The following is a 14,263-nucleotide window of genomic DNA, read 5'->3' on the forward strand; positions in this document are numbered from 1 at the left end:
TCCGGGGGTGCTTGGGAAGCCCGGATTTTTTCGCTTCCCGCGGGCACGGCGCGACCCGTTCAACCCTTCCGAATCGTCTGCAACGCCGCCAGCGCCGCGCCGCGCGCCTCGCCGTGATCGACGATCGGATGCGGATAGGTTTGCCCCAGAACCACGCCCGCCGCGCTGAGCTCCAACGGCGTCACCGTCCACGGCGCATGAATGCACTCGGACGGCAAACACGCCAGCTCCGGCACCCAGCGCCGCACGTAATCGCCGTCCGGGTCGAACTTCGCGCCCTGCAAAATCGGATTGAAAATACGGAAATACGGCGCCGCGTCCGCGCCACAGCCCGCCGTCCACTGCCAGCCGAGCGTGTTCGCCGCGAGATCGGCATCGACCAGCGTGTCCCAGAACCACGCCGCGCCCTCCTGCCACGAGAGCCGCAGGTGCTTCACGAGGAACGACGCCACGATCATCCGCACGCGATTGTGCATCCACCCCGTCGCCCACAGCTGCCGCATGCCCGCATCGACGATCGGGTAACCCGTCTGTCCTCGCTGCCACACGCGGAGCTGCGCCTCGTCCTTCCGCCACGGAAACGCCGCGAACTCCGTCCGCAACGGCGCCTCCGGCGTGTGCGGAAAATGAAACAGCAGGTGATACGCGAACTCGCGCCAACCCACCTCGCTCAGGAAAACCTGCGCGCCACGGCTCGCGGGGAATACGCCGCTCTCCTTGCTCAACGCGCGCACCGCACACCAGACCTGCCGCGGACTGATCTCGCCAAAATGCAGATGCGGCGACAGCGCCGACGTGCCATCGCGATCCGGCAGATTGCGCTCGTCGGCATAGTGCTCAATCGCGCCGCCCACGAATTTCCTCAGCCGCTTCGCCGCGCCGGCCTCGCCCGGCTCCCACGCGTCGCGGAATCCCGCATCCCACGGGATCGTCGGCCGCAAGCCGAGTTCGCCCAACTCAAGCGATCTCGTCGCCTTCGTCGCGCCGATGATTTTCGCGGCGGGCAACTTCACCGGCTCCGCCACGTCGAGAGTCAGACAGTGTTTCCAGAAGGGAGTGAAAACCTGAAACGGCCCGCCGCTCTTGTTTTTCACCGTGTGCGGCTCGAACAACACCGAGGCCGCGAAGCTCTTCGCGTCCACACCGGTGGCGCCCAGCTCCGCCTTGACCGCCGCATCGCGCGCGATTGCCGCGGGTTCGTAGCGGCGATTCCAGTAAACCGCATCCGCGCCGCTCTCCTTGATCAATGTCCGCAGCACCGCACCGCTCTCGCCGCGCGCGAGCACGAGCGACGCCCCGCGCTCCCGCAACGCCGCCCCGAGCGCCGCCAGCGAGTGATGCAGCCACCACCGCGAAGCCCCGCCCATCGGCCAACGCTCCTCGCCCGCGTCGTCGAGGATGTAGACGGGCAGCACCGCGCCGCGCTGCACCGCCGCGAGCAACGCCGGGTTGTCCTGCAACCGCAGATCCTGACGGAACCAGACAATCGTGAGAGCCACGAGCGGAGCCGTAGCACGAACCGTGTTCGAGTAAAGGCGTCACCCGGAAAAATTACCCGGTTGCATCCACACGCGTCTCCCGCACGTTGTTCCTCGTTTGCGAGTCCGCGATGCGCCGCTTACCTGCGCGCCGGACCTCGCCTCCTCCTTATGAATTTCCGGGAAATCCTCCTCTCCCACCTCGGTCACCGTAACTACGTGCCGACCTCCCTCGAACGCCTCGGCCGCGAACTTCACTTCAACACGAAGGACCGCCGCAAGTTCGCCCACGCCGCGCGCGACCTCATCCGCACCGGCCGCATCGTCCTCGTCAAAGGCGACCGCCTCTGCCTGCCGCAGGAGGCCGATCTCATCACCGGCCGCATCAGCTTCCGCCAAACCGGCTCCGCCATCGTCCTCCCCGAGGGCAAGGTCAACTCGCCCGAGCGCGAGCCCGCCATCCAGGTCGCCGCCGAAAACACCGGCGTCGCGCTCCACGGCGACACCGTCGTCGTGCGCCTCATCACCGGCCGCGAGCGCGACCAATACCGCTTCCTCAAACCCGACGAACGCGCCGGCCGCGTCATCGAAATCCTCTCGCGCGCCAACGACACCACCACCGGCACGCTCCATCGCGGCCGCACGTATTTCTACGTCCTGCCCGACGATCCGCGCATCCCGCACGACATCATCGTCGGCGACCCGCTCCAATCGAAGCTCCGGCCCATGCCCACCGTCGGCGACAAAGTCGTCGTCCGCATCGCCGAGTGGAAGGAGCGCGACCGCAGCCCCGCCGGCGAAATCGTGGAAAAACTCGGCCGCGCCTTCGAGCCGCGCGCCGAACTCGCCGCCATCTACCACAAATACAACCTCTCGCCGGTCTTCCCGCCCGACGTCGTCCGCGAAGCCGCCGCCATCCCGCCCGAAGTGCGCCTCCAGGAGCTGCGCGGGCGCATCGATTTCCGCTCCATCCCCACGTTCACCATCGACCCCGACGACGCCAAGGACTTCGACGACGCGCTCTCGCTCGAGTATCTCCCCAACGGCGACCTCCGCGTCGGCGTGCACATCGCCGACGTCAGCACCTACGTCCGCTCCGGCTCCGCTCTCGACCGCGAGGCGCAGCAACGCGGCAACTCCACCTACCTAGTCGGCTCCGTCGTGCCGATGCTCCCGGAAAAACTTTCCAACGGCCTCTGCTCGCTCGTCGAAGCACAGGACCGCCTCACCAAGGCCGCCATCTTCACCTTCGCGCCCAACGGCCGCCTCAAGCAGACGGATTTCGCCAACACCGTCATCCGCTCCTTCAAGCGCCTCACCTACAAGCAAGCCTACGCGCTGATGTTCGAGGACAGCCTCGACGCCCTCCGCCGCCTGCCCGTCCCGCCGAAGCACCAGACCGGCTCCACCGGCCGCCTCCTCAGCTCCCTCACCGACGACGAACTGCGCAACCTCCAGAAATGGACGCGCCAGCTCTGGGCCATCGCGCGCAAACTCCGCACCGACCGCTTCCGCCACGGCTCGCTCGACCTCGACATGCCCGAGACGAAAATCTTCGTCGACGAGCAGGGCTACGCCGATCGCATCGAGAAAATCGAGAACGACGAGAGCCACCAGCTCATCGAGGAGTTCATGCTCCTCGCCAACGAAGCCGTCGCCCGCCTCACGCGCACGCAAAACCTTCCCTCGCTCTACCGCGTGCACGACGACCCTGATGAGCAACGCCTCGATGACCTCCGCCGCGAACTCGCCGCGCAAGGCATCAAGGTCGGCGACCTCACCAAGCGGGAAGAACTCGTGAAGCTCCTCGCCCTTCTGAAGCATCACCCGCAAGGCCACCTGCTCCGCGTCCAGGTCCTCCGCTCGATGCGCAAAGCCTGTTACCGCGCCAAGCCCGACGGCCACTTCGGCCTCGCGAAGCAGGACTACACGCACTTCACCTCGCCGATCCGCCGCTACTCCGACCTCGTCGTCCACCGCGTCTTCGAGCACTACCTCGTGAAATTCGAGGGCTACCCCGCCGGCCCGAACAGCGCCGGCTACAACATCGCCCGCGCCGAGGCGCTCGGCGAACACCTCTCGCTCACCGAAATCAACAGCACCGAAGCCGAGCGCGACTCCGTGAAGGTGAAGCTCGCCGAGTTCTTCGAGCGCGAGGTGGAGAAGAAAAAGAAAACACGCTTCAAGGCCGTCATCACCGACGTCCGCAACCACGGCTTCTTCGTCGAGCTCGCCGCCGCCGGCGCCTTCGGCCTCGTGCCGATCTCGTCGCTGCAGGACGATTTCTACCAACTCAACCCGAGCGGCACGGCCTTCATCGGCCGCAAGACGAAGCGCAAATTCGAACTCGGCCGCACCATCGAAGTCACGATCCTCCGCGTGGACCGCCAGAAGCGCTTGCTGGATTTCACGGTGCCGTGAACGGCCGGTCTCACTTTATGCTAGTTCAAGATGCCTTTAAATCTGCGCGAGACGAGTTGATGAAGCGCGTCGAATACCGAGATACGCACCTTCGCCAATGCCTGCTGTCGTTCGCCGTAATCTATGGCCTCGGCTCTGGGATGCAGATCGCTGGAACCAAGGCGGACGCCCCCGTGATCCACATCGCGCTGTTCGCGTTTCCGATCTCGCTCCTATTTTTCTCCCTGTATCAGAAAGAGGAACTGCTGATCGCTGCGCTATCTGAATATGTGAAGAAGCTCTCGCGGCAGAACGAACGAGCGGAACCGGGAATCAAACTGTGGGACGACTCTGATTCTCTCTCGGGAATCTTGGCTCCTTCAATGAACTACAGGGTCATTTCGACCATTGTCGCCTTTACGCTAATTCCCGCGGCCCTGCTTTTCGACTATTTCCAACGCACCGGCGTTCGTTCGGTCCTAGATAAAATCCTCATTTTAGTTTCTGCGATCTCCGCCGTCTTTATCGTCAATTCAATCGCGCGCACATACCGACAGAGAATGGCCGCAATCAGTTCATCGCGGCCTAACACTTCGACGTCTCCAGGCTGAGCCGACAGATCGCGCTTTCCTGTTTTCCACGCTGACCAGAAGGTGTGCCCAAGCATGAGCGCCTCGAATATGATCCCCCTCGCCCGCCGCGAGATCCTGCTCCTCGAAGACGATCCCGCGCTCCGCCGCCGGCTCGTCGCGACGCTGCGTGCACTCGGCGGCGAAGTCTCCGAAGCGACCAACCTCGCCGAGGCGCGCCGCCTCCTGCGCGACCTGAGCTTCGACTTCGCGCTCGTCGACCTGCACCTGCCCGACGGCGACGCGCTCATGCTGCTGCGCGAAGGTGCGTTTTCGGAAAACACCGGCGTCGTCGTCATGACCGCGTTCGGCGGCATCCCGCAAGCCGTCGAGGCAATGCGCCTCGGGGCGGGCGACTACCTCACGAAACCGTTCGAGCCCGAGGCGCTGCCCGTCGCCTTCCTGCGCTGCCGCCAGCAGCGCACCGCCGCGCGCCGCACCGAGCACCAGAACGCCACCGGCGCCGACGGCGCGGAACTCTTCTTCGGTCACAGCCTCGACGCCGTGCGTCGCCAGCTCGACACGATCCTCGCCGCCGAGCGCCGCCTCGAGCGCCGCCTGCCGCCCGTGCTCATCGAAGGCGAAACCGGCACCGGCAAGACCGCCCTCGCCCGCTGGCTCCACCGCCACGGCCCGCGCGCCGCCGAGCCCTTCATCGCCGTCAACTGCGCCGCGCTGCCTGAGCAACTCGCCGAGTCCGAGCTCTTCGGTCACGAGCGCGGCGCGTTCACCGACGCCCGCACCGCACGCACGGGCTTGTTCGAGGCCGCCGACGGCGGCACGCTTTTTCTCGACGAGATCGCGTCCCTCTCGCCCGCCATCCAGGCCAAGGTCCTCGTCGCGATCGAAGACGGCCGCATCCGCCGCCTCGGCTCGAACAAGGAAATCGCCATCGACGCGCGCCTCATCGCCGCCAGCAACCGCCCGTTGCGCGCCCTCGCCGAAACCGGCGCGTTCCGCGAAGACCTCTATCAGCGCCTCAATCTCCTGCACGTCACGCTGCCGCCGCTGCGCGACCGCGGCGCCGACATCATCGCCCTCGCACGCCAGCTCCTCGCCGCCACCGCGAAACGCCACCGCCTCCGGCCGCTCACGATTTCCGACGACGGCGCGCGCCGTCTCCAAACCCAGCGCTGGCCCGGCAACGTCCGCGAGCTCGCCCACGAGATTGAGCGCGCCGTGATCTTCGGCCAAACCGGCGCCCCGCTCGACTTCGCCCACCTCGCTGCGCCGAACTCTTCCGACTCCGCCGCCAGCATGTCGCTCCACGACTGGCGCAACCCCGCCTGGCGTCTCCCCGAATCCGGTTTCTCCCTCGACGCGGTCACACAGGCGCTCATCGACGACGCGCTCCGAGAAACCGGTGGCAACGTCTCCGCCGCCGCGCGCCGCCTCGGCGTCACTCGCCAGTTCCTCCGCTACCGCCTCGAAACCGGCGCGGATACCGACGCCAGCGCCGCGAGCGCCGAGTAGCAGTGGCCACGTTGGCTGCATTCAGCCAACCCCGTGCCGGCGTCCCCCTTAAAACGTGGCTACAATCAGCCATCATCCCGTCGCGCAAAAATACCGCCTCAGCGCGCTTTCATGGCTAATCGCCTCGCCCAGCCGCACTTGAACTAACCTCAAGAATTGCTGGCACGCGGATGGCGAAGAGACGCGCGCCATGACAATCAAACCTGTCCTCCTCTCCGTTCTCGCTGTCGCCGCCGCGACCGCGACCAGTGCCGCCGTCTATGTCGACGCCCAAGTCTCGAAGCTCGAGATCTCCGGCACGCCGGCGAGCGGCGACCGCGGCGCGAAGCTCAACGACGACCTGCCATCCAGCGCCTTCACCTTCGCCGTCGGCTACGAAATCTCGCCACGCCTCGCGCTGGAGGCGCGCTACACGCACATCGGCGACGGACGCACCTACAAGGTCGCACCGTCCTCCTCGATCTTCCCGCCCTCCGGTGGCGTCGACCTGCCCGTCATGACTTACTACTTCATGGACCAGGCGACCGACCTCTACACCGTCGCGCTCCCGTTCAAAGTCGTCAATCGCGGCGCGTTCTGCGTCTCGGTTGCACCGCTGCTTCACCTCGAGCACTCGAAATTCGTGTTCACCAACGCAGGGGTGAACACGCTGCTGCCCGGACCGCTTCCGGTCATCCACCGCGAGACCCGCAACGAGCTGCATCTCGGCGGCGAGCTGAAGTTCGCATATCGCTTCAACGCCAATGTCGGCGCCTCCGTCACCTACAGCTACTCCGCCCTCGAAGCCTACGACGCCCACCTGATCGGCGCCGGCCTCGAATTCCACTTCTGAGTTTCAGCCCCGGGGAAAACGCCCGCCGCTTCGTCGGTGTGTCGCCATTGTGTGTGTCTGGTCAGGTCTGGTCGGCGCACATCACAGGCGGCGGGCGCCCGGGGCGACATCCGCTTGGCCGCATTCAGCCATGATGACTCTTGATCGTTCCCGGATTCCGGCTGCCTCCAGCCATTCGCGCGCGACGGGTTCAGCGCTCATCTGGTCGGTTTCTGTTCTATCCATCTCCGATGCGTGCACTTAAGCCCGCGGCGCTCCGCCTTGGCACGCACGCGGCAAAGCGAAAGGCGCTATGATCATCAAATCCCTCCTGTCCGCTCTCGTTCTCGCTCTATCCAGCGTCGTCGCTCCGGCGACCTCCGCCGGCGTCTACCTCGATGTGCGCGCCGCGAAACTCGCCGTCTCCGGCACGCCATCGATCGGTGACGACGGCCAAAAGATCAGCGACGACCTGCCGTCCAACGCATTCACGATCGCGTTCGGCTACACGCTCAACGCGCGCGTCTCCCTCGAGGCCCGCTTCACTCGCATCGGAGATATCCGGATCCGCAAGGCGGTCCCGCTCGTGCCTGTCGACATCGAGTTCCCGTCCCCAACGCTTTTCTACAGCTATCGGCAGGCGACGAAACTCTACACGCTCGCGCTCCCGGTCCAGGCGTTCAAACGCGGCGCGTTCTCCCTCTCGGTCAGTCCGCTGGCGCACCTCGAGCATTCGCGATACACCATCGCCGACGCCGGCGTGGATATGCCGGTGCCGACGGGCCCGTCCACAGTCCTCCTCAGCCGCACCCGCCAATCGCTGCGCGCCGGCGGCGAGGTGAGCGCGGCCTATCGCATCAACCAAAACCTCACGGCCGACGTGAGCTACAGCTATTCCAACCTCCAAGCCTATGGCGCGCACCTGATCGGCGCCGGCCTCACCTACCGGTTCTGAGTTTTAGTCCCGGGAGTCCCGCCCGCCGCTTCGTCGGTGTGCCGCTACGTGTGTCCATCGGGTCGGCACATCACAGGCGGCGGGCGCCCGGGGCGACCTCTGCGCGCTCGACTTGCGCCCGCCTCCACTCTGAATTCTCCCGCCGTGTCCGCCACGCTCAAATCCTCCGCCCTCGCCGCCCTCGTCCTGCTGGGCGCCGCACCGCTCGTCCGTGGGCAGGCTGACGCCGGCGTGACTGTCTTGCCGGGCGGGACCGGCAGCGCCGGACAAGCCCGCCCCACGCCGCGCGATCCCAATTTTCTCCGCGACGCCCAACACTTCCCCGGCCTCGCCAACCAAACGTCGCTCACCGAGCTGATGCCGGTCTATTTTCCGGCGACCGTGCCCGCGCTCGAAACCGAGCTCCCGTCCGCGCCCGCTGTCCGCGATCCGATCTGGAACGAACTCGCCGGCGAAGCCAACGAGCTCTTCTTCGCGCCGCTCAGCTCGCGCCTCGCCAAGGGCGGCCTCGACCGCCGCCAACGCGAGCGCCTTGAACTCTATCGCCGCAAACGCACCGCGGCGCTCGCCGACGCCCGCGCCGCACTCACCGCGCCGAGCGCCCCCGCCGCCACCGTCGCTGCCGCCGCGCTCGACGAACTCACCACGCTGGCCGACGGACTCCGCCGCGACCTCTACCGCGGCGGCTTCCTCGTCGCCGATGCCGACTGGAACCAGCACCGCAACTGGCGCCTCGGCGATCCCGGCACGAAACGCACCGCACAGGAACTCCTCGCCGACGAACTCGCCGTCCTGCGCGCCGCGACCTATTATCAGGAAGGTCTTTCCGCCCCGCAGCGCCAGTTGCTCCGCGAGATCGTGATCGAACTCGCCGCCGCGCTCGGCGACAGCGACTCCGGCGCCGCCTCCGACTTCGCGCCGGACGAGACGGTCTTTTTCCTGCCGCACGGCTCGCGCATCCGCCTGCCCGTCGACCTTCCGGCGTCGCTCGCCGACCGCATCGACGCCCTCACGACCGAAAAACGCGCCCTCAAGCGCGAGCTGCGCGACGCGCTCTTCACGCTCGACCGCGAGAGCGAGTCGAAACGCGAGCGCGCCCTCCGCGACCTCGCCGCGCAGCAGGAACCGCACTTCCGCGCACTCGAGGTCGCCGCCGAGACCATCCGGCGCGAGCTCGCCGCCGTCTCGTCCGCGCATCCGGTCGCCCCGCGCTCCACTCTCCCGCCCGAACTCGAGCAACGCCTCGAAACCTATCTGCGCAACAAGGCCAGCCTCCAGCGCGTCGCGCGCCAGCAAGCCCAACCGGAAGCCGCCAAAGGTGGCGCGAAGAAAGAGCCGTCGGCCGAAGCCGCACGCGCCGCGCTCGCCGCCTTCGAGGCCGACAACCGCACCCGCATCGCCGCGCTCGCCGCCGAGGCGCGCGCCTTGCGCGAGGAGGTCGCCCGCGTCGCCGCGCATTCCCCCGCCGGCGCGACCAAATCGGTCGACGCCCTGCTCGCGGATTTCGCCGCCGCGTTCAAGCAACAGCAGTTGCAGGCGCTCTATCAGGACTACCGCGCCGCGGTGCTCCATCCGGGGCTCACCCACGCGCAACGCGAGCTGCTGTTCAACGCCGCCGTCGCCGCGCTCGACCTCACCGGCTTGAAGGACTGGCAGGCGGTTCCCGAGTGATGTTCCGCCGCGAACTGCCCGCCCGCACCACGCTGCTCGCCGCCACGCTCGGTGCCGGTGCGCTGCTGCTCGCGATCTTCGGGACCTTGCTGCTCTATTTCCGCGACGGCCTGCATCGCGAGGTCCGCCGCACCGTCATCAACCGCGACACCGCCGTCCTGTCGCCCGTCACGCGACAGCAGATCGCCGCCGCCAGCAAGCGCGCCGCCCCGCGCGCGCTGCGCGCCCCGGAGCTGCTCGATGCCGTCCTCCCCGCCGCGCAACAGGACGGCATGCTCGCCGTCGCCGTGTTCAACGAGCAAGGCGACCTGCTGCGCGCCGTGCCCGACTCGCTGCTCTTCGCCGAACTCGCGACGACCGACTACGTCACGCTCCTCGGCAACGCGCCGATCAGCCGCTACCACCCGGAATTCCCCCTCGACCGCTATTTCCGCGGCGCGCAGCCGAACACCACCGCTCCCGTGCTCGAGGTGCTGCTGCCGCTCGTCGAACCGGGGCGCACGCAACCGACCGGCTTCGCGCAATACTACATCGATGCCCGCGGCCTCGCCGGCGAACTCGCCGCCATCGAGGACCGGCTCGATGGCCACACATGGTCGATCCTCGCCGCCGGCGTCATCGCCGCGGCGCTGGTGCTCGGCGGTGCATGCTTCGCCTTGCTGCGCGCACAGCGTCTCGTCGCCGAACGCAACGAGCGGCTCGCCCACGCCAACCTTGAGCTCACGCTCGCCACGAAAGCCTCCGCGCTCGGCCAGATCACCTCGCACCTCATCCACGGCCTCCAGGGCTCCGTCGCCAGCCTGCGCTCCGCGGTGGCGCCCGCGCAGGAGCCCGATTTGCAGTCGGTCGCCTTCCACACCGAGCGCATGCAGGCGCTCATCACCGAGGTCGTCGCGTTGCTCGGCGACATGCGCACGGGCGCGACCTACGAGATTTCCACCGAAGAACTCGCCACGCTCATCCGCCAGCGCGGCGAAGCCCACGCCAATCCGCGCGGCGTGCAGCTCGACGTCGTCAACCGCACGCACCGCGCCCTCGACAACCATCGCGGCAGCCTGCTTTGCCTGATCGCGACCAACCTCGTGCACAACGCCGTCCGCGCCTCCTCCGCCGGCCAAGCGGTCGTGGTCGAGCTGACCGAATCCGCCGGGCAGGTGCGGTTGACCGTATCCGACCAAGGCGGCGGCATCGCGCCCGAGCTGCGGCCGCGACTCTTCACGCCCGGCGCCAGCGGCACGCAAGGCACCGGGCTCGGCCTGTCGATCAGCCGGCTCCTCGCCCGGCAGATGGAAGGCGATCTCGAACTGGTCTCGACCGGAACGACCGGCACGGTGTTTCGCGCGCGCATCGCCATCGGGCGTTTGCAAATCGCCTGAACCCGATTCCTCTTCGCGGCGATGAAGCACTACGATTTCGCCAACCACTTCCGCGCGCTCTACGACAAGGCCGTGCGGCAATACGCCGCCGGCCAGCGCGGCGCCGCGACCTTCTTCGATGCCACCGAGCAGGCGTTCCTCGCCGCCAACGGCATCAACGCGCAGCACATGTATGATTACGCCGAGGATCACCACAACGGCGGCGAGCCCGGCTACGACCGCGCCCTCGCGATCGAGTCGATCCGCCGCGACTACTTCCTGAACGCCCAGCACGGACAGGCCTCGGCGCGCGTGCTCGACGAATCATCGCTGCCACCGAAAGACGCCGCCGTGCAAGGCATCTCCTGGCTGCCGCGCATCATCCCGAAGACGAAGGCCAAGCTCCGCGGCGAGCTGCCGCCCGCGCTGATGTATTCGTGCGGCGGCGATCGCCGCTTCTTCAAGGAACACGACATCCATCCCGCCGAATTCCTCAGCCTCGTCTGGCGCCACGAGAACGACGACGCCGCGATCGTCGCGTGGGTCGTGCAGCGCAGCAAGGCGCGCTGACGCAAGCCTGAGTTTCCCGGGGCGCAGTCACACTGCGCCCTTTTTTCGAGCGCCCACATGTCGCTGGGAGCCCCCTCTTTCGAGGGACACCCGGCGATGCGCGGCCGCTTGACGGCGCGACTGGCTTCGGCACGGTGAGAGCCGCTTTCCTCCCATGCCCAAGTTTACCCTGAACGTGAATGGGCAGGCCCGCACCGTGGATGTGCCGGCGGATACTCCGCTGCTCTGGGTCCTGCGCGATAATCTGGAATTGGTCGGCACAAAATACGGCTGCGGCATCGGCCAATGCGGCGCGTGCACCGTGCACCTCGCCGGCACGCCGGTCCGCTCGTGCCAGTTTCCCGTTTCCACCGTCGTCGGCATGCCGATCACGACGATCGAAGGGCTGTCACCCGACGGCTCGCATCCGCTGCAAAAGGCGTGGATCGATCACGACGTCCCGCAATGCGGCTACTGTCAGTCCGGCCAGATCATGACCGCCGCCGCGCTCCTGAAGAACAACCCGCATCCGTCCGACGAGGACATCGACGGCACGATGTCGGGCAATCTCTGCCGTTGCGGCACCTACCTGCGCATCCGCGCCGCGATCAAGGACGCCGCGGCCGGCAACGTGAAAGGCGGTGCGAAATGAAACCTCACCCGACTCAGTCCTCGTCCAACGATGGTAGCCCGCGTCCTCCGGGCGCGGGTGAACCCGTCCGCGGTGCGGCCGGGCTACCCACCGAATTCACGCGTCGCGACTTCCTCCGTGTCACCGCGCTCGCCGGCGGCGGCTTCGCCCTCGGACTCTCCTTCGTGCCCGACGTCCTCGCCCAGCCCGCGCAGGCGCTCGACAATACCGCGCGCGCCTTCACGCCGAATCCGTTCATCCGCATCACGCCGGACAACGTCATCACCATCGTCGCGAAGAACCCCGAGATCGGCCAAGGCATCAAGACCTCGCTGCCGATGATCGTGGCGGAGGAACTCGAGGTCGACTTCAGCAAAATCGTCATCGAGCAGGCGCCGCTCAATCCGCAGCTCGGCGCACAATTCGCCGGCGGCTCGCTCTCCACGCCGCAGAATTACGACCTCCTCCGCAAAGCCGGCGCCACCGCGCGCACGATGCTCATCGAGGCCGCCGCGCAGACGTGGAACGTTCCCGCTTCCGAACTCACCGCGGAGAAAGGCACCGTCGTCCACCGCGCGTCCGGTCGTCGCCTCACCTACGGCGAGCTCGCCACCAAAGCCGCCACGCTCCCGCTCCCCGACGAGGGCACGATCAAACTGAAGGAGCCCGACGAATTCACGCTGCTCGGTTCGCGCGTCGGCGGCGTCGATAATCCCGCGATCGTCACCGGCCAGCCGCTCTTCGGCCTCGACCAGAAAGTCGCCGGCATGCGCTACGCCGTCTTCGAGAAATGCCCCGTTTTCGGCGGCAAAGTCGTCTCCGCCAACCTCGACCAGATCAAAGCCATGCCGGGCGTGCGCGACGCGTTCGTGCTCGAGGGCGGCGGCAACTACGCCGGGTTGCTCTCCGGCGTCGCCATTCTCGCCGACTCGACGTGGGCCGCCTTCAAGGCCCGCACCGCCTTGCGCGTGACGTGGGACGAAGGCTCCGGCGCCAACCAAAGCTCCAACGCATTCGATGCCCGCGCGGCCGAACTCGCCGCACAACCCGGGCAGGTTCTCCGCAACGAAGGCGACGTCGCCGCGGCGTTCGCGGGCGCCGCCAAGGTCGTGGAAGCGAAATACGTCTATCCCTACCTCCACCACGCGACGCTCGAGCCGATGAACGCCATGGCGTGGCCGACCCCGGACGGAGGCATGGAGATTCTCGCCCCGACGCAGACCCCCGGCGGCGCGCAGGATCTCGTGGCGAACACGCTCAAGATTCCGAAGGAAAAAATCAAAGTCCGCTTCACGCGCATCGGCGGCGGCTTCGGCCGTCGCCTCGCCAACGACTACGTCGTCGAAGCAGCCGCCATTGCCCAGAAGGCCGGCGCGCCTGTGAAACTCACCTGGACCCGCGAGCAGGACACGCAACACGGCCTCTACCGGCCGTGCGGCTGGCACCATTTCAAGGGTGCCGTCGACGCGCAGGGCAAGCTCGTGGCGTGGCAGGATCGTTTCGTCACCGTCGGACTCAACTCCGACAAGGAGCCCGGCAGCAGCGCGCGCATGAGCCCGTCGGAATTTCCGAGCCGCTTCGTGCCGAACTTCCGCCTCGAGCAGGCGATCGTGAACACGAACGTCCCCACCGGACCGCTCCGCGCGCCCGGCAGCAACGCACTCGGCTTCGTCATCCAGTGCTTCATCGACGAACTCGCCCACGCCGCCGGCCGCGATCAAGTCCAGTTCCGCCTCGATTTGCTCGGCGACAAGATCCAACCCGGCCTCGACGCCCGCAGCCTCCCCTACGACGCCCCGCGCATGGCCCACGTCCTCCGCACGGTCGCCGAGAAAGCCGGCTGGGGCAAAAAACTCCCGCGCGGCACGGGCCAGGGCGTGGCGTTCTTCTTCAGTCACCGCGGCTATTTTGCCGAGGTCGCCGAAGTCACGGTCGCACCCGACGGCACACTCAAGGTCCCGCGCGTCACCGTCGTCGGCGATGTCGGCCCGATCATGAATCTGAGCGGCGCCGAAAACCAGGTGCAGGGCTCCGTCATCGACGCGCTCGGCGCCGCCTGGCTCCAGGAAGTCACGCTCGATCGCGGCCGCATCACGCAGGCGAACTTCGACACTTACCCGTTGCTGCGGGTCAACGATGCGCCGACCGCCGTCGACGTGCATTTCATCCAGAGCAAGAATCCGCCCACCGGCCTCGGCGAGCCCGGCTACCCGCCGCTCCCGCCCGCCGTGTGCAACGCGATCTTCGCCGCCACCGGCAAACGCGTCCGCTCGCTCCCGCTCACGAAGCAGGATTTGCGCTGGAGCTGACC

The 14,263-nt window shown here is 67.3% G+C and carries 11 protein-coding genes; 10 read left to right on the forward strand and 1 reads right to left on the reverse strand.

Annotated features, from left to right (window positions below; all coding sequences use genetic code 11):
- Positions 1-59: 59 nt before the first annotated feature.
- Positions 60-1,499, reverse strand: a complete 1,440-nt coding sequence (locus KF715_01820) for a deoxyribodipyrimidine photo-lyase (protein MBX3735400.1) — start codon at positions 1,497-1,499, stop codon at positions 60-62.
- A gap of 150 nt (positions 1,500-1,649) precedes the next feature.
- On the opposite strand from KF715_01820, the gene KF715_01825 reads away from it, so the two are divergent.
- The 10 genes from KF715_01825 (at position 1,650) to KF715_01870 (ending at position 14,261) form a co-directional block, all read left to right on the forward strand.
- Entirely contained in the window at positions 1,650-3,899 is a 2,250-nt protein-coding gene (locus KF715_01825) for an RNB domain-containing ribonuclease (GenBank protein ID MBX3735401.1), read from the forward strand.
- 59 nt (positions 3,900-3,958) lie between these two features.
- Entirely contained in the window at positions 3,959-4,489 is a 531-nt protein-coding gene (locus KF715_01830; GenBank protein ID MBX3735402.1) for a hypothetical protein, read from the forward strand.
- 54 nt (positions 4,490-4,543) lie between these two features.
- Positions 4,544-5,980: a sigma-54-dependent Fis family transcriptional regulator gene (locus KF715_01835; protein MBX3735403.1), complete on the forward strand. Its 1,437-nt coding sequence runs from the start codon at positions 4,544-4,546 to the stop codon at positions 5,978-5,980.
- A gap of 190 nt (positions 5,981-6,170) precedes the next feature.
- Complete coding sequence (locus KF715_01840) at positions 6,171-6,812, forward strand: outer membrane beta-barrel protein (GenBank protein MBX3735404.1); 642 nt, start codon at positions 6,171-6,173, stop codon at positions 6,810-6,812.
- A 292-nt stretch (positions 6,813-7,104) separates the two neighbouring features.
- A complete protein-coding gene (locus KF715_01845; GenBank protein ID MBX3735405.1) occupies positions 7,105-7,746 on the forward strand; it encodes an outer membrane beta-barrel protein in 642 nt (213 codons plus the stop codon).
- 144 nt (positions 7,747-7,890) lie between these two features.
- Positions 7,891-9,417 (forward strand): hypothetical protein, encoded by a 1,527-nt coding sequence (locus KF715_01850; protein ID MBX3735406.1) that lies wholly within the window; start codon positions 7,891-7,893, stop codon positions 9,415-9,417.
- Entirely contained in the window at positions 9,414-10,793 is a 1,380-nt protein-coding gene (locus KF715_01855; GenBank protein ID MBX3735407.1) for a sensor histidine kinase, read from the forward strand. The genes KF715_01850 and KF715_01855 overlap by 4 nt, the downstream gene beginning before the upstream one ends.
- A 21-nt stretch (positions 10,794-10,814) precedes the next feature.
- Positions 10,815-11,342 carry a DUF5069 domain-containing protein gene (locus tag KF715_01860; protein MBX3735408.1) on the forward strand — a complete coding sequence of 176 codons (528 nt, stop codon included), beginning with the start codon at positions 10,815-10,817 and terminating at the stop codon, positions 11,340-11,342.
- A 154-nt stretch (positions 11,343-11,496) separates the two neighbouring features.
- A complete protein-coding gene (locus tag KF715_01865) occupies positions 11,497-11,973 on the forward strand; it encodes a (2Fe-2S)-binding protein (protein ID MBX3735409.1) in 477 nt (158 codons plus the stop codon).
- Positions 11,970-14,261: a xanthine dehydrogenase family protein molybdopterin-binding subunit gene (locus KF715_01870; GenBank protein ID MBX3735410.1), complete on the forward strand. Its 2,292-nt coding sequence runs from the start codon at positions 11,970-11,972 to the stop codon at positions 14,259-14,261. The genes KF715_01865 and KF715_01870 overlap by 4 nt, the downstream gene beginning before the upstream one ends.
- Positions 14,262-14,263 lie beyond the last annotated feature (2 nt).

The organism is Candidatus Didemnitutus sp. (assembly GCA_019634575.1).
Lineage (GTDB): Bacteria > Verrucomicrobiota > Verrucomicrobiia > Opitutales > Opitutaceae > Didemnitutus.